General features: G+C 48.1%; 17 protein-coding genes. 13 read left to right on the top strand and 4 right to left on the bottom strand.

Translation table 11 applies throughout. From position 1 onward, the window contains the following. Positions 1 to 395 precede the first annotated feature (395 nt). Together GK108_RS09870 and GK108_RS09865 are read right to left on the bottom strand one after the other, a co-directional pair. Positions 396 to 1,688 carry an Hsp70 family protein gene (locus GK108_RS09870; RefSeq protein ID WP_163946639.1) on the bottom strand — a complete coding sequence of 431 codons (1,293 nt, stop codon included), beginning with the start codon at positions 1,686 to 1,688 and terminating at the stop codon, positions 396 to 398. 201 nt (positions 1,689 to 1,889) lie between these two features. Further along, positions 1,890 to 3,065 carry an acyltransferase family protein gene (locus GK108_RS09865; RefSeq protein ID WP_163946636.1) on the bottom strand — a complete coding sequence of 392 codons (1,176 nt, stop codon included), beginning with the start codon at positions 3,063 to 3,065 and terminating at the stop codon, positions 1,890 to 1,892. 284 nt (positions 3,066 to 3,349) lie between these two features. On the opposite strand from GK108_RS09865, the gene GK108_RS09860 reads away from it, so the two are divergent. Beyond that, positions 3,350 to 3,724 carry a hypothetical protein gene (locus GK108_RS09860; protein ID WP_163946634.1) on the top strand — a complete coding sequence of 125 codons (375 nt, stop codon included), beginning with the start codon at positions 3,350 to 3,352 and terminating at the stop codon, positions 3,722 to 3,724. A 250-nt stretch (positions 3,725 to 3,974) separates the two neighbouring features. Here GK108_RS09860 and GK108_RS09855 read toward each other — a convergent pair whose 3' ends face one another. Together GK108_RS09855 and GK108_RS09850 are read right to left on the bottom strand one after the other, a co-directional pair. Next, entirely contained in the window at positions 3,975 to 6,440 is a 2,466-nt protein-coding gene (locus GK108_RS09855) for a PAS domain-containing sensor histidine kinase (protein WP_163946632.1), read from the bottom strand. Positions 6,441 to 6,735: 295 nt separating this feature from the next. Then, positions 6,736 to 8,193, bottom strand: a complete 1,458-nt coding sequence (locus GK108_RS09850; RefSeq protein WP_163946971.1) for a DEAD/DEAH box helicase — start codon at positions 8,191 to 8,193, stop codon at positions 6,736 to 6,738. A 451-nt stretch (positions 8,194 to 8,644) separates the two neighbouring features. Here GK108_RS09850 and hisG point away from each other — a divergent pair, with 451 nt between their 5' ends. The 12 genes from hisG (at position 8,645) to GK108_RS09790 (ending at position 20,319) form a co-directional block, all read left to right on the top strand. Beyond that, a complete protein-coding gene (hisG, locus tag GK108_RS09845) occupies positions 8,645 to 9,505 on the top strand; it encodes an ATP phosphoribosyltransferase (RefSeq protein ID WP_163946629.1) in 861 nt (286 codons plus the stop codon). Between the two features lie 75 nt (positions 9,506 to 9,580). Continuing rightward, positions 9,581 to 10,870: a histidinol dehydrogenase gene (gene hisD, locus GK108_RS09840; RefSeq protein ID WP_163946627.1), complete on the top strand. Its 1,290-nt coding sequence runs from the start codon at positions 9,581 to 9,583 to the stop codon at positions 10,868 to 10,870. A gap of 16 nt (positions 10,871 to 10,886) precedes the next feature. Continuing rightward, positions 10,887 to 12,071: an aminotransferase class V-fold PLP-dependent enzyme gene (locus GK108_RS09835; protein ID WP_163946625.1), complete on the top strand. Its 1,185-nt coding sequence runs from the start codon at positions 10,887 to 10,889 to the stop codon at positions 12,069 to 12,071. After that, complete coding sequence (locus GK108_RS09830; RefSeq protein WP_163946623.1) at positions 12,068 to 12,562, top strand: peptide deformylase; 495 nt, start codon at positions 12,068 to 12,070, stop codon at positions 12,560 to 12,562. The genes GK108_RS09835 and GK108_RS09830 overlap by 4 nt, the downstream gene beginning before the upstream one ends. A 35-nt stretch (positions 12,563 to 12,597) precedes the next feature. After that, positions 12,598 to 12,867 carry a type II toxin-antitoxin system toxin DhiT gene (dhiT, locus tag GK108_RS09825; protein ID WP_163946620.1) on the top strand — a complete coding sequence of 90 codons (270 nt, stop codon included), beginning with the start codon at positions 12,598 to 12,600 and terminating at the stop codon, positions 12,865 to 12,867. A 6-nt stretch (positions 12,868 to 12,873) separates the two neighbouring features. Then, positions 12,874 to 13,125 (top strand): DUF2442 domain-containing protein, encoded by a 252-nt coding sequence (locus GK108_RS09820; RefSeq protein WP_163946617.1) that lies wholly within the window; start codon positions 12,874 to 12,876, stop codon positions 13,123 to 13,125. A 37-nt stretch (positions 13,126 to 13,162) separates the two neighbouring features. Next, on the top strand, positions 13,163 to 14,290 hold the full coding sequence (gene hisC, locus GK108_RS09815; RefSeq protein WP_163946615.1) for a histidinol-phosphate transaminase: 1,128 nt from the start codon (positions 13,163 to 13,165) through the stop codon (positions 14,288 to 14,290). Between the two features lie 15 nt (positions 14,291 to 14,305). Beyond that, positions 14,306 to 14,836: a hypothetical protein gene (locus GK108_RS09810; RefSeq protein ID WP_163946612.1), complete on the top strand. Its 531-nt coding sequence runs from the start codon at positions 14,306 to 14,308 to the stop codon at positions 14,834 to 14,836. A 35-nt stretch (positions 14,837 to 14,871) separates the two neighbouring features. Then, the gene (locus GK108_RS09805; RefSeq protein WP_163946608.1) at positions 14,872 to 18,204 is read left to right on the top strand and encodes a UvrD-helicase domain-containing protein; all 3,333 of its coding nucleotides are present in this window, start codon (positions 14,872 to 14,874) and stop codon (positions 18,202 to 18,204) included. Positions 18,205 to 18,218: 14 nt separating this feature from the next. After that, a complete protein-coding gene (locus GK108_RS09800) occupies positions 18,219 to 19,088 on the top strand; it encodes a phosphatase PAP2 family protein (protein WP_163946605.1) in 870 nt (289 codons plus the stop codon). Between the two features lie 48 nt (positions 19,089 to 19,136). Next, positions 19,137 to 20,000, top strand: coding sequence for a phosphatase PAP2 family protein (locus tag GK108_RS09795; RefSeq protein ID WP_246224778.1), 864 nt, complete (start codon positions 19,137 to 19,139; stop codon positions 19,998 to 20,000). After that, the gene (locus GK108_RS09790; RefSeq protein WP_163946602.1) at positions 19,951 to 20,319 is read left to right on the top strand and encodes a hypothetical protein; all 369 of its coding nucleotides are present in this window, start codon (positions 19,951 to 19,953) and stop codon (positions 20,317 to 20,319) included. Before GK108_RS09795 ends, GK108_RS09790 begins: the two co-directional genes overlap by 50 nt. Positions 20,320 to 20,334: the final 15 nt, after the last annotated feature.

Below are 20,334 nucleotides of genomic sequence, written 5' to 3'. Positions count from 1 at the left end.
AGCCAATGGCAACCCTATCAGATGATAGAGTAATAAAACTAATAATCCGGTGGCTGTAAATGACTTCAGGGTCTACTCCAATTAACCGCAGTTGAAAAAAGCAACTCTACCACTAAACATACTTTCTCTACAGGCACATTGGTGGTAAATAGCCCTGTTTCCTACTCGTTTTCGACTTCTCGATTAAAGTCCAAGCCCTGCGGATGACGCGGCCATAAAAAAACCTGACAGCCGTATTACGGGCTGCCAGGCCGGTTAAACTACTTCGATGCTGTAAGCATGATGAAGAAGTGTACACAAATATACAACCGTCTAGTAAATATGACAATATGTTTTTCTCACATATATCAGATTTACAGACTATAAACACAGCTAAAAGAGACGGAATAGTACGTTCAGGCTACAGAAGATAGTACATTACGACTACTCGTAGGGCCAAATTTATTCCGGCTATCGTAGGCAAGTCCAAGGCCAACGCTGGAAAGTTTATTCTCATCGGCGATGGCGGCATTAGGGAATAACTGCCTGAATGCCATCTGCACGGTACGAACTTCAGTTGTGCCTCCGGTCAGAATGACCAGCTCGATGGCTTCTTTTTGAATACCTGCCTCCCGAAGACACTGCCTGGCCGACTCCATTATTTTTTCGATTTCTCCGTCAATCGATTGCTCGAATAAAGTCCGTTCGATTTCAATTGAAAAATCGGGTTCTATAAAATCAAATCGGGCATTGTAGGCTTCCTGCGTTGAGAGGGCAATTTTAGTTGCTTCGGCCGACGCTAAAAGCGAATGTCCCGTCTCATTTTCCAGCACCGACACCAGCCGTTGAAACCGCTTTTTGTCATGCGACTGGTGTAGAATCTGACGCATTTGCATGATCAGCTTTGGTGTATAGAGAAAGTTAACTTTACTCCATTCGGCCAAATCCTGATAGGGCTTTATGGGCACGTCGAGTTGCTTTTCACCATACGTACTCCGGTAACCAAGTTCAGGCATAATGGCGGTCATACTTAATTCTTTATCGAAATCGTTCCCTCCCACCCGAACGCCGGTATTCGCCAGAATATCTGACGAGCGATCGGTTTTCCGGCCCGACTGTCTGGAGAGTCTGATTACTGTAAAGTCGGACGTACCACCACCCAAATCGGCTACAATAGCCAGTTTTTCGCCCGTTACGTTTGCTTCATGCGCAAATGCTGCCGCAATGGGTTCGAACTGAAAATCAATGTATTTAAAGCCAATACGCTGGGCAATAGCCATTAATTCAGCCTGAGCCCTGGCATCGGCCTGTCCGTCGTTATCAACAAAATGAACAGGACGCCCCATCACTACCGCTTCTATTTCTTCACCAGCGACGGCATCGGCTTTATCTTTTATGTGTTTCAGGAAAGAAGCAATGATGGTGACAAAATTCATCGACATGCCATTTACCAGCGTGCCCTGTTTCATGAGAGACGTACCCAGTACGCGCTTTAAACTACGCATAAACCGCCCCTGATTGCGATCAAAGAACAAATTCACAGCCTCTCTACCATAGAACGCTTTATTATTTGTACGTTGAAAAAAAAGGGCGCTGGGAATCGTTACATGCTCCTTTTCTACAGGAACCAGGCTTATCTGGCCGTTCTGATCAATGGCAATACTCGAATTGGATGTACCAAAATCAATTCCGCACGAGAGTGTAGTCATTCCGGGTAGGTTTCGTTAAAATGGAGAAGAGTCCTTCAGTTTCTGGCCTTATGGAAGCATGGAGTTCCTTCAGAAAAAGGGGCGCAAAATTATTTCAAAAGGGTGAGCTTTCAAACAAATTTTCATCTATAATAACGTGCAGATCACCAATCGCTCAAAAAGAACGTAGCAGTTAGTGCAAAAGTCGTTTACGTACTACGTCTATATAACGCGTTTAACAAAGGAAATCCGCCGAGCCAGCATGCTAACCAACCAGCTGATTAGTAGGGACAAGACAAATACAAGAGTGAATTTCAGAAAAACAGGTAAAGCAGCGGAACGTAGCGCAAATTGCAGCCACGTAACAAACCCGTAATGCACTATATAAATACCGTATGCATTATCGGACAGGTTATCCCAGACCTGGAGCGGCTTATTTACTTTTTGTTTGAAGAAAGCCAGGCAGGCGCTGATACTGAACAGGCAACTAGCTACAAACGCTACATCGAATAGCAGATAGCCAACTACTGGTGTAAACAAACCTTCACTGACCCAGATTGCGCCACTACGTGATACCAGCACAAACAATAAATAAAAAATAAGACAGAATGCTCCCCAGAATGTCCAGTCTCTTCCCAGAAACTTCTGCGCTTTAAAGAAGTAGCCTTGCCAGTCTACGGCGCCCAGACAACTCCCCAACAAAAAAAACAGGAAATAGAAAAACAGCCGATTCAACTGAAAATCAAAAGGTCCCCAATCGCCAATCCAGGTATACTGACCTACCCATAAACTAACCGGTACTAAGTTTATGGCAACTAACCCATAACTAATCAGCCCCAAACGAAAAGGTTGTCTATTTAGCCTGCCAAGCCAATGACCAAAGGCGGTAAAAAAGGAAGGCGTTACGCTGAAAATAAGCACGATAACACCATCGAATACGAGCAATAGCCATATGAACCAGGGAGGTCCTACTGGCCATTGCTGGTGATAAACATAATCGTCAAGAAAGTTAAGAAGATTAGTAGAATGGGTCGCCAGGTAAAAGGATGGCCAATACGCCAGTGGAATCAATACAATCTCGGCAACTAAAAAAGGAATACCCAACCGAATGAATCGATCTCTTATATAAGCCTTCGCCCCTTTTTTTACTAGCCCCCTATAGACAAATAAGCCACTGACAAAAAACATCAGGCTCATGAAGTAGATATCATTAAAGCCAATCAGAAAGTCCAGAGCGGCCCATCGATTGTCATCTACAACCGGCGCTGTGGAATAGATATAGTGTGCTGGGTCAAAATGAGCGAACGTTGGATAGGCTAAAGCGGCATGATGGGCCACTACTAAAACAGTAATAAAAGAACGTAAATAATCCAGCCAGATCGCTCGCGTGTTGTCCATGTGTGAAAGGAATTGTAGACCAGCTACTCAGTCCTATCAATGACAAGGTAACACTCAAAAAGCTGCATACATACCCGTTAATTTCCCTTTCCCGGTAAAGAGAACGCTACGTAGTACCAATGCTGGTTACGGTTGTCCGGCTGTGAACAGACTTTGTCCGTATCTGGACATAAGCCAAAACAAGACACAAACATAAATCACTAACAATCAACTACTTAATTTATTGGCACGTACTTTGGTTTATGTATACCGAACAGATAAACAACACCAAAACTACAACAACAATGCTACCATTAATGAGTAAACTCGCCCTTTCGCTGCTGATGACGTCAACGGTTTTGACCGACCCTACAACACCCAAATCAACCTCCGTTGAAGCAAGCGCCTTTGTAACGATTGACAAGCAGGTTCGCGTATCAGTAGTAAAGCCAGCCGATACGTCGGTCGACATTTTACTTCGTGATTCAGAAAACCAGGTGGTCTATCGTCAAAGCCTTAATCGGAAAGACGAGAAGTATGCCGTCAAACTGAACGTAGAGCAATTAGCGGATGGCAAATATGAATTAGAAGTCAGGTCGGCCAAGAACAGTATTCGCAAACAGCTGGATTTATCGACCAAACCGGTTCAGCAAACCAACCGGGTTATAGCCATGTACTAACTTCAATAAGGTAGAAACTCAACCGTAAGCAATGATGTCCTTCAACATACCCTCGCTTTTACGTATTGACAAACATGTCGACTTGTTGATCGTTCGTTTTCTGAATTATATCTTTCCCGACGGAACAACGACCGATCAATCCTTTTTTTAGGTTTCAGGAAATCGACTAACCAGTCAATCGATGAGTTTCTACCTTGTTGAAGTTAGATTAACACCGTAGCATCACTACGGTGTTTTATTATGTGCAGCCTTACATGGGTAAGTAGACCGTAAAGGTAGAGCCTACTCCGGGTACACTAGTGGCCGTTATTGCACCCCCGTGGTTAGCAGCAACTTTCTGACAAATCGCCAGTCCGACGCCGGTTCCGGCAAATTCGTTTTTACCGTGTAATCGCTGAAAGACCTGAAAAATCCGGTCTGTGTATTTCTCGTCAAAGCCAATCCCGTTATCAATAACGTCTATCTGGCAATACATATCGACCTGACGTTCAGGATTAATAGACGCGGGCAGATCGATTCTTGAAACAAGCTGGGATTTAATCTGAATGAATGCGGGGCGGTCTGCCTGACGGAACTTGAGACCATTGGCTATTAAATTCTGAAAGAGTTGTTGAAGCTGTAGACCATCGCCCGGAATAACCGGCAACGTATCGACCTGAATGGTTGCCTGACTTTCTTCAATGGCAATCGATAGCGTATCCAACACTTCACTAACCAGTTTGCCAAGCGATACGGGCGACGTTTTAACCTGATTCGTAGAGATTCGGGAGAAGGCCAGTAAATCCCGAATCAACGCAGACATTCGACTAGCCGCTACCTGCATTCTGTCAATATATACAATATCTTCTTCACCGGCCGATGCGTAACGTGATTTAAGCAGGTCGCCAAACTGCTGAATTTTCCGCAAAGGCTCCTGCAAATCGTGACTGGCAATGTAAGCGAACTGTTCCAGATTGCGATTGGAACGTATCAAATTCTGGTTGACTTCTTCCAGCTTCGTATTAGCCGCGGCAATTTCCTCGCTGGCCGCCATTAATTCTTCGTTGGTAGCCGCCAACTCCTCATTGATAAAAGCCAGCTCTTCATTCCGCTGCGTTAGTTCTTCAGTACGTTGCTGTACCTGGCCTTCCAGGGCTAATTGAATTTTTCGTTGTACTGTTACGTCCTGAGCCGTTCCGCTTAACAGCTTGGGTTGACCATCATCGTCTCTAAAAACTAGCGCCTGTACATGAATGATACGCACTTGCCCCGTCGAACGATTAACGACAGGATGTTCATTCTCATATCGTCCTGATGAGTCAGGCAGGATAACAGCTTCAATGGCGCTGGCAACGGACTGTCGATACTGTTCGGGTACTGACAGATAGAGTTCATCCAGTTCTTTTTTATCTTCAGACAAACCCAGCCATTCCATAAATCGCTTCGAGTAATGAAACGTTCTGGTAGGAATGTCCATACTCCAGGTCGCCAATTCCGCTAGTTCTACAGCCGCCTGAAGACGCTGCTGGCTATTTTCCAGTGCCTGCTTAACCAGTATAAGATCGGTAACTTCGGCCGCCGTATTCAGTACGCCATACACTTGGCCATCACTAGTATAGAGCGGTGTAAAGCTGTAATTGAAATAAAAGGGTTTCAGCTTTCCATCGATAGTTAACTCTATACGCTGATTACGGGCATGAAAAGGTACCCCTGTCGTAAAGACCCGGTCAAGCTGATCATAGACATGCTGGTTTTCCAACTCCGGCAGTAGCTCCGCGTATCGCTTGCCGACTACATCATTGCCCTTTCCCCACACATCAATAATAGCCTGATTAGCTAGTTTAATGCGCATCTCACTGCCTTCATATACACCAATTGGAAACGGAGCACTGGCTACCAGACTACGTAGAGTTTGTTCATTATCGGCTAATCCTTCCAGCGCTCGTTTATGCTGAGTAACATCACTGGCCGTCCCGAACCATTCAATAATTTCACCCTCATTATCCAGTACTGGTACAGCCCGCGAAAATGTCCAGCCTATGGTTCCATCGAGTCGTTTAACCCTATGCTCCAGGGAAAAAGGGGATTTTGTGGTGATAGCCTGTTCGATTTTTGCCTGAACATAAGCCCGATCTTCTTCTGGAATATAGTCGATCTGCCAGGAAAGCGTAGGTACGTCGGTACTGGATAAGAAATTTTTACCGCTCAGACTCCGCATCTCGCTCCAGTCTGCACTCATCTTATAAAATATATCAGAACTGGTGTTAACATAAAGCTGGAAGCGCGTTTCAGCATCAATCAGCCGCAGCTCCAATTGCTTACGATCGTGTATGTCGATGCAGATGCCAACCCATTTTTCAACCACGCCATGCTCATTCAGAGCGGGAGCAGCTCGCAGATTAGTCCATCTCCAGCCGCCATCTGGCCTGCTAAATCGTAGCTCAATAGCCAAGGCAACCTGAGTAGTCAATGACACAGTCCACGATTGTTGTGCATGCTCAAGGTCATCGGGATGTACGGCTGCTAGCCAGCCTTTACGCTGCCATTCATCTACTTTCTGACCGGTATAGGTTCGCCAGGTAGCGGAATCGCCAATTGGCCTACCGGTTTTATCCGTTTCCCAGACAGCATCAAGGAGGGACTCCAGCACTAATGTATAAGGCTCAGATGACGCCGGTGTTTCCCGATCAGAATGTAGTTCAGAAGAGTCATTTATATTTAGATGCTCAGTCGACATAAGCACAGAGTATCAATCCGTTGAGTTTGTAGGCAAATAACCGATGCCTACCGATAAAGTTACTATACTCATCAAAACTATGATTTTGACAGAAGGTTTCTGGGTACGACTCAAAGACTAAGTGCCATTAACATCGTTTCGGGTCTATCCATGCAATCCAGCGAACGAGACAATTCTCACCCTGACCAAGCTTTTTGTTGGTTCGTAGGCACTACCTGAATTGCTGTTTGACGACTTTAATGGGCTTGTTCTGGTTGGCAATTCCTGACTAATCTTTTTCGGAGGATAGTAGGATTTATTCGCCAGCTACAGCAGGTTCAGCAGGCGAATTGCCAAGGGGAACGAACTCCTGCTTTCCCTCTTTCGGGCCTCTACGACGTTTCTTTCGGCGTTTAGGCTTGCTTGCTTCCTGACCAACAGGCTGAGCGGTTGGCACTTGTTCAGTTGTGGCAGCAGCTTCCACAGGTGATTCCAACACACCATTGACATTCGCTCCAGGTTCTGTTTTCACCTTACGCTTGTCCCGTTGACGGCGATTTTTACGTTTTTCCCCCGATTGAACCGTTCCAGAAGTAGACGCGCTTTCACCCACTTTTTTACGATCGGCCTCACCACGACGTCCCTTACCACGAAGCCCACTAAACCGGCGAGGATCAAACACGGGCGACTTACCCATTTCCAATTCTTCCGTAATCGACTGTTTTTCGATCTCACGTTCGATCAGCTTCTCGATTTTCACAATTCGATTCTGATCCTGATCGCTGATGAACGTAATGGCCGTGCCTTTGGTAGCCGCGCGAGCTGTACGACCAATGCGGTGAACGTAATCTTCGGCATCGCGCGGAATGTCGTAATTCACTACGTGGGTCAGATTATCAATGTCGATTCCACGGGATAAGACATCGGTTGCCACGAGAATTGGAAAGCTTTTATTCTTAAAATCACGTAGCACAATTTCCCGCTCGTCCTGGTCAAGATCCGAACTGATTCCTCTGGCTTCGTAGCCAAGTTTATTCAGGGACCGAACAATGCTATTTACTTCTGATTTCCGCGACGTAAATAACACCATACTTTGCACCGGAGTAGGGCTATTTTTGATCAGGTGTACCAGAAGTGGTAGTTTCTGAGCATCGTAAGCCATATAGAACTGCTGATCAATTCCGGCGGCTGGTTTTGAAACTGCCAGCCGAATTTCCTCGGGATCAGTCAGAATACGCTTCGAAAATTCCCGTATTTTGTTGGGCATTGTTGCCGAAAAAAGCAAGGTCTGCCGTTTGACAGGCAGCTTGGCCACGATATTGAGTATATCGTCGGAGAAACCCATATCCAGCATCTTATCGGCCTCGTCGAGCACGAGGTAATCGATTTTGTCGAAGCTTACATAGCCAAGCTGCATGTGGGCGATAAGCCGACCGGGTGTCGCAATAATGATATCGGCTCCCGTTTCAAGCGCTTTTCGTTGTTTATCCCAGTCGTCGCCTTTGCCACCACCATAAATGGCAATGCTATTGGCCTGAACGAAGTAGCCAAACCCTTCGACCTGTTCATCAATTTGCTTAGCCAGCTCACGCGTAGGCACCAGAATAAGTGTACTGGTATGGTCATGGTCGGCATGAGAGATCCGATCCAGAAGCGGAATCAGATAAGCAGCCGTTTTACCGGTACCCGTTTGCGCACTGGCAATAAGATCGTGTCCGGCAAGGATTTTTGGGATGGCCATTTCCTGGATAGGCGTGGCCTTTAAGTAGTTCATGGCGTCCACTCCGGCCAGAAGGTCATCGTGGAGATTAAATTCCTGAAATGTCAAGGTAGCAGCTAAATGTTGGTGAAAAACCGCTGACCTTTGTTCCCTGGCCAGCAAACCGTTGAATCGGCAATCCGATTGATTTGAAACAAATATAACAAAAAAACCGACTAATTAAAGAGCAATTTTAACTTTCTCTCCTGGATACCCTGGTATTTACCACTCATTATTACCTATCTTTGCGCCCATGATCTCCCAGCGGGCAACCCTTTCTCCTTTTCGACATCGTCGACATCTTCACGGCTACTAAGCCGACGTTTCCCGCATATCCTGTACTTTTGCCCCCAAATTAAGTTGCCAACCTTCCACTAATTAGTGGTTAGTTCCATTCACAATCAACGAACTAAGGACTGTTTTTCAGTGAATCACATAGCCAAAGTCGTCAATTATACATCCAGTAATGTCTTCTGTATTACGTATTGCCCTGCAAAAATCCGGTCGGCTGAGCGAAGATTCGTACCAGCTTTTCAAAGAATGTGGTATTCGCTTCGATTACGGAACCGGTAAGCTCAAGTCCATTTCATCAAATTTTCCGGCCGAGTTCCTTTTCCTCCGCGACGACGATATTCCTGGTTACGTTGAAGATGGCGTTGCCGACCTGGGCATCGTTGGTGAAAACGTAGCGGTCGAAACCAATCGGCAGGTAAACACTATTCATAAACTTGGCTTCTCAAAATGCCGCCTGTCGATAGCTATACTACGTGGCAACGACTGGTCGGGTATTCAGGACCTGGAGGGGAAAAATATTGCTACGTCCTACCCTAACCTCCTTGGTACGTATCTGGCGAGTCAGGGGGTTACGGCCAATATCCACGAAATCAGCGGCTCCGTCGAAATTGCCCCGAGCATTGGACTGGCCGAAGCGGTCTGTGATATTGTGAGTTCGGGCAGTACGTTGCTGAGCAATGGACTGAAGGAAGTGGAAACAATTTTCCGCTCAGAAGCGATCCTGATCGCTCGTCCGGAACTTCCCGCTGAAAAGCAAACCCTGGTCGATAAGCTCCTATTCCGGATTAAAGCTGTACAGGTTGCCAAAAACAATAAATACATTGTTCTGAACGCACCTAACCATGCGCTGGATCAGATCACATCTCTCCTGCCAGGTATGAAAAGCCCAACCGTAACGCCACTGGCCACGGAAGGCTGGAGTTCTGTTCACTCGGTTCTGAACGAAAACGAATTCTGGGAAAATATTGAAGCCATTCGGGCTGCCGGTGCTGAAGGCATTCTGGTTATTCCAATCGAAAAGATGATTTATTAACAATGACGTATGCCCTGCTGAATAAGTATGCCAACGGCTGATGTTCAGTAGGGAAACTGTCATGACCCGTCCTGTATGAAGATTATTTCTTTCCCCGAACGCGCTACGTGGCCCGCTTTATTAGCTCGTCCCGTCCAATCTACGGAACAGATCGAAGCTGCGGTGGCTCCTATTCTTGCTCAGGTCAGACAAGGTGGCGACGCTGCCCTCATTGAACTGGCCCAAAAGTTCGATAAAACCGATCTGACAACCAGTGGCCTGGCCGTGTCAGTGGCCGAACTCGACCAGGCCGAAGCGCAATTGAGCCCTGAACTAAAAGACGCCATTCGGCAAGCGTATCAAAACATTCGAACCTTTCACGAGCGCCAGAAACAGCCAATTGAAAAGATCGAAACAATGCCGGGCGTAGTGTGCTGGCGACGTAGTGTCGGGATCGAAAAAGTAGGTTTGTACATTCCGGGTGGGACTGCTCCCCTGTTCAGCACCGTGCTTATGCTGGGCGTTCCGGCTCAACTGGCGGGATGCAATGAAATTGTGTTATGCACGCCCAGCAATCACCCTGCCATTTATTTTGCCGCTAAACTGGTTGGGGTTACTAAGGTCTTCCGGATCGGTGGCGCACAGGCGATAGCAGCCATGGCTTACGGAACCGAGTCTGTTCCACAGGTATATAAAATCTTTGGACCGGGTAATCAATACGTAACGGCCGCTAAAATGCTGGTGGCCAAAGAGGGAATGGCCATCGACATGCCCGCTGGTCCTAGCGAAGTGGCCATTTATGCCGACGATACCGCCGTTCCGGCTTTTGTTGCGGCCGATTTACTCTCACAGGCCGAACATGGTGCCGATAGTCAGGTCTTGCTGGTATCGACCAGCAAGCGTCTTGTCGAACTGGTCAATCTGACCCTACCCACTCAACTGAGTAAGCTCCCTCGAAAAGATCTGGCGGCCAAAGCACTGGAAAACAGCAAGGCTGTATTGGTCGAAACGCAGGCCGAAGCTATTGATCTGCTGAATACCTACGCGGCTGAGCATCTTATTCTAAGCATTGGCAATGCGGAGAACGTAGTGGATCAGATTATCAACGCCGGATCGATTTTTCTGGGTAACTACACCCCGGAATCGGCTGGCGATTATGCATCGGGAACAAATCATACACTGCCAACCAATGGTTTTGCCCGCGCATACAGTGGCGTTTCGCTGGATAGTTTCGTCAAGAAAATTACTGTTCAACACATTACGCCTGAAGGCATACAGCACGTTGGGCCCGTAGTAGAAGCTATGGCCGAAGCCGAATCGCTGATCGCACATAAACGAGCTGTAAGTTTACGATTAGCGAGTTTAAACGAAATCAATCCCGCTTGAGATTACCTCTGATTCCATGCTTGATCTTGCTGCCATTCGACGCGACACCCCCGGTACGCAACACGTAGTGCATCTCAATAATGCTGGTGCATCGCTGATGCCCAAACCCGTTATTGACGCCATCACGACGTATATAGCACTGGAAGCACAAACAGGCGGCTACGAAGCGGCTGATTTACAAAAAGAGGCCATTCAGCAATTTTACAGCGCGACCGCCGAACTGCTCAACACCAGCGCCGATCACATTGCAGCAACCGGCAACGCAACGGATGCCTATGCTCGCGCCTTGTCCTCCATTCCATTCGAGCGGGACGATGTGATCCTGACAACGGTCAATGACTACGTATCGAATCAGATCGCTTTCCTATCTCTGCAAAAGCGGTTTGGGGTGAAGGTCCTTCGGGCTGAAGAGGATTCATTGGGCGGGGTTTCGGTCGAGGATATGGCCGAGAAGATTAAAACGCTACGTCCTAAACTCGTGGCGGTTACGCACGTACCGACAAACTCCGGCCTGGTTCAGCCTTTGGAAGCCATAGGCCAGCTTTGTCAGGAACATAACGTACTGTATCTGGTCGATGCCTGTCAGTCGGTGGGACAGCTACCGATCGACGTAACCTCGATCCACTGCGATTTTCTAACCGCAACCTGTCGTAAGTTTTTGCGTGGACCGCGAGGCATGGGCTTTTTGTATGTTTCCGACAACGTACTGTCGAGCGGTCTGGCCCCTTTATTCGTTGATTTGCGGGGCGCCACCTGGGAGTCGGCCAATACGTACGATCTGCTACCAACAGCCCGGCGATTTGAGTATTGGGAGTTTCCGTATGCGCTGGTGCTGGGGGCCGCCGAAGCGCATCGATACGCGCTCAATGTTGGGCTAGATGCTATAGCGGCCCGTAATGCCGAACTCGTTACGTTGCTAAGAAACCAGTTAAGCCAGCTTCCAGGTGTTCAGTTACTGGACAAGGGCGAGCGTCTATCGGCCATCATTACGCTTATCAGCGATCGTAAGTCAGCAGCCGATTTAAAAACTGCCTTACGTAACGAACAGATCAATACGTCGTTAAGTCCGCGCGAAGCCGCTATTCTGGATTACGACAATAAGGGAATGAAAACGGCAGCTCTCCGTATTTCACCACATTATTTTAATACAGAGCGTGAAATCGATACGTTGGTCGACTCGCTGAAACGTCTGCTGTCATGAAACACCTGGCTGATCTGCTGCTGCTGGGCGACCCACGCTTATACCAGACCTGCGAACCGGTGCAGGAAGCCGAACTGCCCCTGGTTCGGGAATGGGTGGCCGATTTACACAACGTAATGGAAGAAATTCGGGCTAAATATCAGTTTGGGCGCGGCATTGCAGCTCCTCAGCTCGGCATCATGAAACGCCTGGTGTATCTGAACGTAACGCATCCACAAATCATCATCAATCCTGAACTGGTCATGGTTAGCGACGATACCGACGAACTCTGGGACGACTGCATGAGCTTCCCGAATTTGCTCGTCCGTGTACGCCGACACCGCAGTCTGACGTTGTCTTACCGGGATGAACACTGGCAGACCCACACCTGGAACGTAACGGACTGGGGTGTTTCAGAACTCATCCAACACGAATACGACCATCTAAACGGAGTGTTGTGTACCATGCGGGCCATCGACGATCGCTCGTTTCAATGGCGCCCAACTCCTTAAGAATATCACACCGTATAACTGTAACTTGTTAACATATGCCCGTTATTTCTCTTTTCTATGGCCTAATCGTTTCATTATATTATTTTGACAACAAGCAACACAAGCTTCCTCATATTCACGTTAAATATGGAGAAATGGAGGGTGTGTTTGCGATCAACGACGGAGCCTTACTTGAAGGGAGTCTTCCTAAAAACAAAATCAAACTAGTCGATGCCTGGATCGAAATACATCGCGAAGACTTATTAGCCGATTGGCAATTAGCCATATTGGGCCAGCGTGTATTTCCTATTGACCCATTAAAATAACCGACTATGAACCCAAGAGTCACTAAGGTTAAACCACTACCAGATTTCATGTTAGAGCTTTGGTTCACCAATGAAGAACATAGAATCTTTGATGTAAAACCGTATCTATCAATTGGTATTTTCCAGGAGCTTCAGGATAAAAACTTGTTTGTGCAAGCCAAGCCTTTCAATGGAACTGTAGTGTGGCCTAATGAACTGGACTTTGACCCAGACAGACTCTACCTTGATAGTCAGCACGTTGCATACAACACTCACTAACTCGTCCGGTATCTATTGCCAGATCAATACTACAACTATGTTTTCGCTTACGAATCTTCTCCGCCCACACATACTGACCATTACGCCTTATTCGTCAGCCCGCGATGAATATACTGGCACAGAGGGCGTTTTTCTGGATGCCAACGAAAATCCGCTTGGGTCCGCTACGTCGCAGGGCGAGTATAACCGATATCCCGATCCTCATCAGGCGGCTATTAAACAGCGCCTGGCTCCGATCAAGGGCGTTCGGTCCGAACAGATTTTTTTGGGGAATGGCTCCGACGAACCGATCGATCTGCTCGTTCGCGCTACGTGTACGCCCGGCAAAGACAACATCCTGATTATGCCGCCGACCTATGGTATGTATGAAGTATCGGCCCATATCAATGATGTTGAGCTCATTAAAGTACCCCTAACGACCGATTTCCAGGTCGATTTGGAGGCCGTATTAGCCGCCATTACACCCCAGACGAAGCTCATCTGGCTTTGTTCGCCCAATAATCCGTCGGGTAATTTGCTGCAGGCCGATGCGATCCGGTCTATTCTTGAAAGAGCCGAGCAATCGTTGGTGATTGTCGATGAAGCATATATCGATTTTGCCGCTACGCCCTCCTGGACAACCGAGCTTGACAATTACCCAAATCTGGTTGTTTTACAGACTTTTTCCAAGGCATGGGGACTGGCAGCACTACGTTTGGGTATGTGTTTTGCTTCCGAAGAATTAATCGGTGTTCTCAACAAGATTAAACCGCCTTACAACATCTCTGCCCCTACGCAACAACTCGCGCTGGAAGCCATAAGCCGCGAAGCAGAGAAGAACGAAATGGTGACTAATATTTTAGCTGAACGTCATACTTTGGCTGAGAATCTACGTTCTTTGCCATTTGTACGGCTTATACACCCGTCCGATGCTAACTTTTTGCTGGTTCAGTTCGATGATGCCAAAGCAACCTTTGAGTACCTGATTAACAAACAGGTTATCGTTCGCGACCGATCAAAAGTTAAATTATGTGACGGCTGTCTACGCATTTCAGTTGGGACCAGGACCGAAAATGATCGGCTGTTAGAGGAACTTCGGGCTATGTCTACCTATCCCGTATCAGCTGACTTGCCGCTCGGAACGGGTGATGAAGCCACAAAACCTGAATTAGTGTCGAATACGTAGCGTGCTATCGTTTCTATGAGAAAATTACTTCTGCTTTCAACGTTCGTTTTAGTGGGCTGGCTGGCCACACCCAACACAGCAAACGCCCAGTATAACAACTGGTCTGTTGGCTTTCGGATCGGTGAACCGTCCGGCGTAAACGTCCGCAAATACTTTGGCGATAGTCACGCCTTCGACCTCAATATTGGTACGTATGGTGGTTTGTACGGCACCAACCGCAGCTACCGGAATGGTATTTATAAAAGTGTTGGCCTCACCATACAAGGGCATTTTTTATGGCACACGGCTTTGACCAAAAGCGAGAGCATGCGAGCTTACTATGGCTTTGGTGGTCAGATCAATAACCGTCGATACTACCCCCCTCGTCTGAACGGCGAATACGAAAATGCGCTATCACTGGGCGGGTCGGGTATAGCCGGTCTGGAATTTTTTCCGGCCAGTAAACCTTATTCCTTTTTCCTGGAAACGGGCGCTTACGTTGAATTACTTCAGGCTCCCTTTTTCCTGAACCTGAATACAGGCTTAGGATTACGCTATAATTTTTAACGGAGAAAGGGGTTACCTTTTCTCCCTTTCGACCAATGTTCAAGATATATAGTTCTTCGGCGGGGTCAGGCAAAACCTATACGCTCACCAAAGAATATCTCAAGCTGGCGCTTCGGCCCAAAGAGCAGGACGGCTATTTCCGTCATATTCTGGCCGTAACGTTTACTAACGCGGCTGCCAATGAGATGAAGAACCGTATTCTTGACCGTCTTTCCGACATTGCCAGTGGGAAAGAGCTCCCTCTCCTGGACGAATTGGCGGTTGAACTACATGGTGTTACGCCAGGCAGCGATGCCATGAACGTAGCAAAAGGCCAGCTACGTCAAAAAGCCGCTGCCGTTTTCAAAACTATTCTGCACCGTTACGGTGATTTTAGTGTAACCACCATCGACTCGTTCACGCAACGGGTTGTTATGGCGTTTACCGATGAACTCGGTTTTCCATACTCGTTTGAGGTGGAGATGGAAACAGACGAAGTACTCGAACTGGCCATCGACAATCTGATCGAAAAAGCGGGAACCGACGAGACGGATGAGATCACCACCATCCTGAGCGAGTACTATACCCACGCAGCCGCCGAAGGCAAAAGCTGGAACCAACTCCCCGAACTGCTCAAAGAGTTTGGCCGAAACCTGACCTCCGATCAGTTTTACGAATCGGTTAACGCGGCCCAGGAGCTATCGCCCAGCGCGTTACGTGCCATTCGGGTTCAATTACTCGACTACACGCAACAGATAGAAGCTACCATTGTTGGCCACGGGCAACGAGCCTGGAAGCTGATTACGGATGCCGGTCTGGACGAAGCTGACTTCAGCTACGGGGCTAGTGGCGTGGGCGGTTATCTGAAAGCTGTTGCCGAAGGAAACGCAAAAAAAGAAGCCGGAACCCGCGTTTACAACGCGCTGAACAATGGAGACTGGTACGGAAAGAAAACGCCGAAGCCCGTCCAGGACTTGATTAACGGGATGGCCGACGAACTGTGCGATTGCATTGCTCAGATCAATGATATTCGGGAAGAAAATAGCCGACAGTTAACCTTATTCGACTGTTTGTTGCCACACCTTCAGAAACTCGCGCTTCTGAAGCAGATGCGGATTGAGTTCGATGATCTACTCAGAAAAGATGGCCGGGTTCATATTTCGGAGTTCAACAAGAAGATTCTGAACATTGTCGCTTCGGAACCAGTACCCTTCCTCTACGAACGACTGGGCACAAAATATAACCACATTCTGATCGACGAATTTCAGGATACGTCGCGGCTACAGTTCGCGAACCTATTGCCGCTGATTGAGAATGCGCTGGGTGCTGAACATTTTAATCTGGCCGTGGGCGATGGCAAACAGGCCATCTACCGATTTAGGGGTGGCGATATGGACCAGATTGTGTCTCTGCACCGGAAAGATCTCGACAGTCTGAAACAAGCCCACAATCCCGGCTCCTGGACTGCCGACCGGATCGATATGCTCAACGGTCATTTGCAGGACGAAATGCTGGACACAAACTGGCGCAGTGCCAAACCCATTGTTACGTTCAACAACGACTTTTTCGAGTTTACAGCCCGCAAATTTGAGCACCAGCATCCCAAACTGGCCGACGTATTCGATATTAATCAGCAATTTCATCAGAAAACTCCGCCCAAAGCCCGCCAGGAAGGACACGTACAAGTCGACTTCGTAGCCAAAGATGAGTTTACGGATCGGGATCTTACCGCTATGATGCTTGATAAAACCATTGAGCATCTGGAAAAATCGCTGGCAGATGGCTATAACTACGGCGATATTGCCATTTTATGTCGCAAAAAATCGCACGCGAAAGCGCTGGCCAACGAACTGAATGCCCGCCAGATTCCGCTGGTTTCGGCCGATTCGTTGTCGCTGGAATTTTCCGATCCGGTGCGTTGGATCGTGACAATCATGCAGGTTCTGCAACAACCCGATCACAAACTACTCCGCTATGAACTGTTGTATCTGTTTCACCGGGTTGTACAAGGCATTTTTCCTGATGATACGTTAACGGAAGAACTTCGGCGGATAGCCGAAGGCGATCAGGCTGGTATTTACACGTACCTGACAGCCCAGGGCTATCCATTAGATCCGTATGCGCTGGGTCAACTCAACCCCTACGAACTGGCCGAACGACTAACCGCCCAGTTTGACCTGTTTAGTCAGGCAGAACATAACCCCTTCCTCTTCCGCTTCCTGGACGAAGTATTAACTTTTAATCAGAAGCGGAGCGGTCACCTTAGCGATTTTCTCATTTACTGGGAAAATGTTCGCCAGAAAGTATCGGTAGAAGGCAATGCCCGTAACGCTGTCAGTATACAAACCATTCACCGGTCGAAAGGACTGGAATTTCCCGTCGTCATTATTCCGTTTGCCAACTGGAAAGTTGAACCCATTAGCGATAGCACCATCTGGCTTGATCTGACATCGATCCGGTCCGACATGCTGGCTCATCAAAATGACCTGGGACAGCTTACCCGCCTTTCATCCGCTCCGGTCAATACTACCAGTAAACTACGTAGCGCTCCGGTAGCCATTGCCGCTCAGTATGAAGAGGAGGTTACGCGTACGTTTCTGGAAAATATGAACCTATTGTACGTAGCGTTTACGCGGCCAACCGATCGGCTTTACGTCATTAGTGAAGCCAAAGAATTCGGGAAAGGGCAGCCTAACACGATCAGTCACTGGCTCCATGCCTTTCTGCGCGATAGTGACGTTGCCCGAAATTGCGGCTGCGCCTGGCAGGATGGCCTCTACTCCTACAACATAAGCCTTTGCAGCAGCTCTTTCTCGCATCAGGCCATCGATGTAGAATTAGACGAAATTGTGCTGGATGACGTGATCAGCGGCCATCGGAAACAGGATTTACAGCTACGTCGGCAAGCCGATCGTGTCTTCGATGTCGCTACGTTCGAACGAACCCGCGAGCGTGATCGGAAGTTATGTGCCGCCCTCAGTCTGATTAAAGGCCCCGGCAGTCTTGATAAAACACTCCGAAAACTGGTTAGCGAAGGGTTGGTACGGCATACGGAACAGGACGATATCAAACAGGCACTGCTAGCCATTATTTCTCACCCGGATTTGGCGGCTTTATTTGACGATACGTTACGGATCGATACGGATCGCAGCATTCTGAGCAATAAACGGGTTCATGGAGCCCCACACCGGGTTGTATACTATCCAGATGGCAGTATCGTTCTGGTTCAATACGAATCGATCCCTGCCGACACTAGTTTTTCTGAATCTAAAAGCCCGGCGGATTCGTTACGTTATTTCACGAGTTTATACCGCGATATGGGTTTTCCGGAGGTTGAAGGCCGATTAGTTTATTTAGCCGACGTACCCACTGTTGTGCGGGTCATTTAACAGCTTACTACATTATGCGTTCAGGATTTCGGTTGACTCGCTCAACACCTATTTTATTCGTATGGTTAACGTTACAGTCGCTAGTTAGCTCAGCCCAATCTGTTGATTCTCTAAGCGTATCGACCCAGTTCCCATCCCCTTACCAACTCAAAACAGGGCGCGAAATAGCACTGCTTGGCACGGGGGCTGTAACCTTTGGTGCCTCTGTTTTACTCAACCGGGCTGTTGACCCACTCACTGCCGCCGACGTAGCAGCCCTGGACCGCAATACGATTAACGCTTTTGATCGGAGTGCCACCCAACACTGGAATCCGACCATTGCCCATATGAGCGACGCTACGTTATACACCAACGCCGTGCTCCCCGTTGTGCTTACGCTGGCGACCAAACCGATGCGTAATGATATGAAAACCATTGGGGTCATGTATCTGGAAACGTTGTTGTTCTCCAATGGGGTCGAAAGTACGGTGAAAGCACTGTCTCGACGGCCGCGTCCGTTTGTCTTTAATCCCGACGTAGCATTAGAAGAAAAGCTGACGCGCGATGCCCGACAATCCTTTTTTTCCGGGCATGCCACTACAGCCTTCGCCACCGCGGTGTTTACCAGTGAAGTATTCCGCCACTATTTTCCGCAATCGAAGTGGAAGCCCGTTGTCTGGGTTGGCACCCTGGGTCTGGCCAGCGCTACCTGCGTTATGCGCTATGCCAGCGGAAGGCATTACTACAGCGACTTGCTGGTGGGCGCTGCTTTTGGCTCACTGGTGGGCTGGGGCATTCCTAAATTACACGAAGTGAAGAACCAGAAAAGCTGGGGACGCCGACTCAATATTCAGCCCTGGAGCAGCGGTTCGGCCAACGGGTTATACGCTCGATGGCAACTATAGTAAACATCCCTGCTTAATCCATACATTTGCGTCGTAAACACCGTAGCATTGAAGCCCCGCCGTCTATTTATTTCGTTCCTGCTTGTTCTGACGTTCCCGCACGCATACAGTCAGGATACGCTTTCGCAACCAGAAACCCGACTCCGGCCCAATCCATATCGGCTGAGTTGGAAAACCGACGGAATCTTAATGGGTGCTGTCGGTATTACGGGTGCCACATCGCTTATACTGGAACAACAGGTAAAACCGTTTACACAGGCCGATCTGAGTCGTTTCGACAGGAGTCAGGTGAATGCTTTTGACCGTGGTGCTACGTATAACTGGTCGCCTAATGCATTTACGCTTAGCGATCAGGCCCTGACCGCTAACTTTGTTGCTACGGGCTTACTAGCTTTGCCGACCTTGTTTCGGCATAAAGGCTGGGCAACCGTACCCTTGATGTATATTGAAGTATTGGCCTTGCCAACGCTTTTTCAGCAAACGGTAAAAAACATTGCGCTACGTACGCGTCCGTACGTATATAATCCGGATGCCCCACTCGATCCGAAACTAGCCCCCAATGGTCGGCAATCCTTTTTTTCAGGACATGCCGGAACTGCCTTTGCTTCAGCCGTTTTTGCAGCCGAAATCTTTCGCCATTATTACCCGAATTCCAAACTAAAACCAGTTGTCTGGGTAGTTATGCTTGGACTTGCGTCGACCACAAGTCTGATGCGCTACGAAGCGGGCTACCATTTCCCCAGCGATATTCTGGTGGGAGCCGCTGTTGGCGCGTTTGCCGGTTGGGGCATTCCCAAATTGCATGAGGTCAGAAAAGAGTCCGATGCAACAACATCGCGAGTACGCGTTCAACCCTGGTATAATGGCTCGGCCACTGGAATTAACGCCCGGCTGTTGGTGTTTTCGCGATAATACGATTGATCCTGACATGGCCACTACGTTTATTTTGATTGGACTTTTTATTGCTTCGATTGGCGTAATGATCTGGCGCTTCGAATGGGTAGGGCTCTTATCGAACGTAGATCAGGCGAGGATTACCAATAAAAAAGGCCTGGCGGGCTGGGCTGGTAAATGTTTGTTAGTTTTAGCCATCTTTGCAGGCAGCACAGGTGGTATTTCGTGGTTTATACCCACCGAACGTGGTCAGTTGATAGCCTGTATTACGTTCATACTCTTATCGCAGTTTCTGATGGTCATCTATTTAAGCGGCCTTCAGCGATATACCAAGTAAAGGTTTAGCAGTTTT

The sequence above is a fragment of the Spirosoma terrae genome (genome assembly GCF_010435915.1).
In the GTDB taxonomy this organism is placed as follows: Bacteria; Bacteroidota; Bacteroidia; order Cytophagales; family Spirosomataceae; genus Spirosoma; species Spirosoma terrae.
The sequence above is the reverse complement of the archived record's forward strand: the minus strand, read 5'-3'. Positions and strand labels throughout refer to the sequence as shown.